Origin of the sequence: Halomonas sp. 707D4 (assembly GCF_024158685.1) — a bacterium.
Classification (GTDB): domain Bacteria; phylum Pseudomonadota; class Gammaproteobacteria; order Pseudomonadales; family Halomonadaceae; genus Vreelandella.
Genome location: NZ_JAMZBD010000606.1, coordinates 1 through 1591 on the forward strand (window position 1 = coordinate 1; position 1591 = coordinate 1591).

General features: G+C 67.0%; 2 protein-coding genes. Both read right to left on the reverse strand.

The genetic code is table 11. The features are described 5' to 3' along the window. Nucleotides 1-633, reverse strand: a 633-nt coding sequence (locus tag BIS11_RS17095; protein WP_253586658.1) for a deoxyribodipyrimidine photo-lyase, incomplete at its 3' end; no start/stop codon positions are given. Nucleotides 634-669: 36 nt separating this feature from the next. Beyond that, complete coding sequence (locus BIS11_RS17100; RefSeq protein ID WP_253426685.1) at nt 670-1590, reverse strand: MerR family transcriptional regulator; 921 nt, start codon at nt 1588-1590, stop codon at nt 670-672. Nucleotide 1591: the final 1 nt, after the last annotated feature.

The following is a 1591-nucleotide window of genomic DNA, read 5'->3' on the forward strand; positions in this document are numbered from 1 at the left end:
GTCGGCGGCGGCCTCCTCGCCGGCCGGCCACGCATTCTTGTCCACCGGCGTGCCGCCGAGATCCGGCAACGCGGCGATGGCGTTGTTGCCGATGGAGAGCGGCGTCTGCTTGGCAGGGGTATCGCGCAGCGATAGCTGTGCCTCGGTGACGTTCTTGTGCCAGGCCTTGGCGAACGGCGTGAAGACGCTGTAGTACTCGCCCTTGCCGGTCGAGAGCGTGCCCGGGGCGAAGGCGATGGCGTCGTGATGGCCGTGAGCAGGGACGCCCTTGGCCTTGAGCGCCTCGAGCACCGTCAGATCGCGGCGACGCTCGTTGAGCGGGTACTGATGATTGAAGTGAACGCGCTCGATGTCGTGCTCGGCCACGATCTCGGTGATCGCCTTGGCGGCGCCGTCGTAGGTGTCGATGTCACGAAACAGCAGCGGAATGTTCAGCGCGTTCAGGCTCTCCTTGAGCGCGCGCACGTTGCGGTGCCAGAAATCGATCTTGTTGGCGCCGTGGCCGTGGCGCTGCCACTGCTTGACGCTTCTCAGAAACACTGCCACCACCGGCCCTTGCGCCGCCGCAGCGGCAAGGGCGGTGTTGTCGTGAACGCGAAGATCGGTGCGAAACCAGACCAGCTGTAATCCCATGGCTCCCTCCCTGGAGACTAGGTCGTGGGCGCTACCCTACAAGATGCCGGATTCGCGCAGCAGTGGGCGCAGCCGGGCGATCGCCTGGGGCAGGTCGTCGCCGAGCATGTGCACATCGCTGTCGCGAAGCTCGGCGTCGCGCAGGCGCGCCACTTCGCCGCAGACACCGAGCGGCACGTTCAGGGTCTTGGCGGTGTCCGGCAGGGCGCGGCGAACGTAGTCGTCCGCCTCGCGCTGGCCGCTGGTGAGCAGCACCATGGAGCAGTGCAGGCGCTTCACCGCCTGGGGCAGCTCGGCAAGTGGCAGGGTGTGATCGAGAAGCTGTACGCGGTAGCCCTGTTCGCTGGCCATCAGCGCGGCCATCAACACCCATAGCGGGCCCGGATCGTCGGGCATGGCGTTGAGCAGGATCAAGGGGCCGCGAGTGGCCTGGTTGGCATAGTGCAGGCGAATCCCCACCTGGCTGCGCAGAAACGCCTCCAGCGCCCGGCGCACCAGCTCGTCCGGCTCGATGGCCCACTTGGCCTCGAGGGTCTTGACCACCGGCTGCCAGAGCTCGTTGATCACCATGCTCAAGGGATAGAGGGCCAGGCTCTGCTGGTAGAGCGCCTCGAGTCTCGGCAGGTCGATGGTCTCGATGGTGGCGAGCAGCTGCTGGCGCTGGCTTGCCCAGTCGCCGGCGTCCGGCACGGGCGCTTCCACGGTTTCCGGCTGGTCGAGCAGGTCGGCCACCTGGCTCACCGGCACGCCGCGGTTGAGCCACTGCAGGATCCGCTCGATGCGGATGATGTCGTCCTGAGCGTAGAGCCGGTGCCCCTTGGGGGTACGCTGGGGGCAGATCAGACCGTAACGGCGCTCCCAGGCGCGCAGGGTCACCGAATTCACGCCGGTCAATCGGGAAACCTCCCGAATGGGGTAGAGGGGCGTGTCGGGTGGGTGGGTCGCCTTGGTACTCATG

Coding starts and splice junctions, on each gene's coding strand:
- BIS11_RS17100 (WP_253426685.1), bottom strand. CDS start 1,590: ATGAGTACCAAGGCGACCCACCCACCCGACACGCCCCTCTACCCCATT.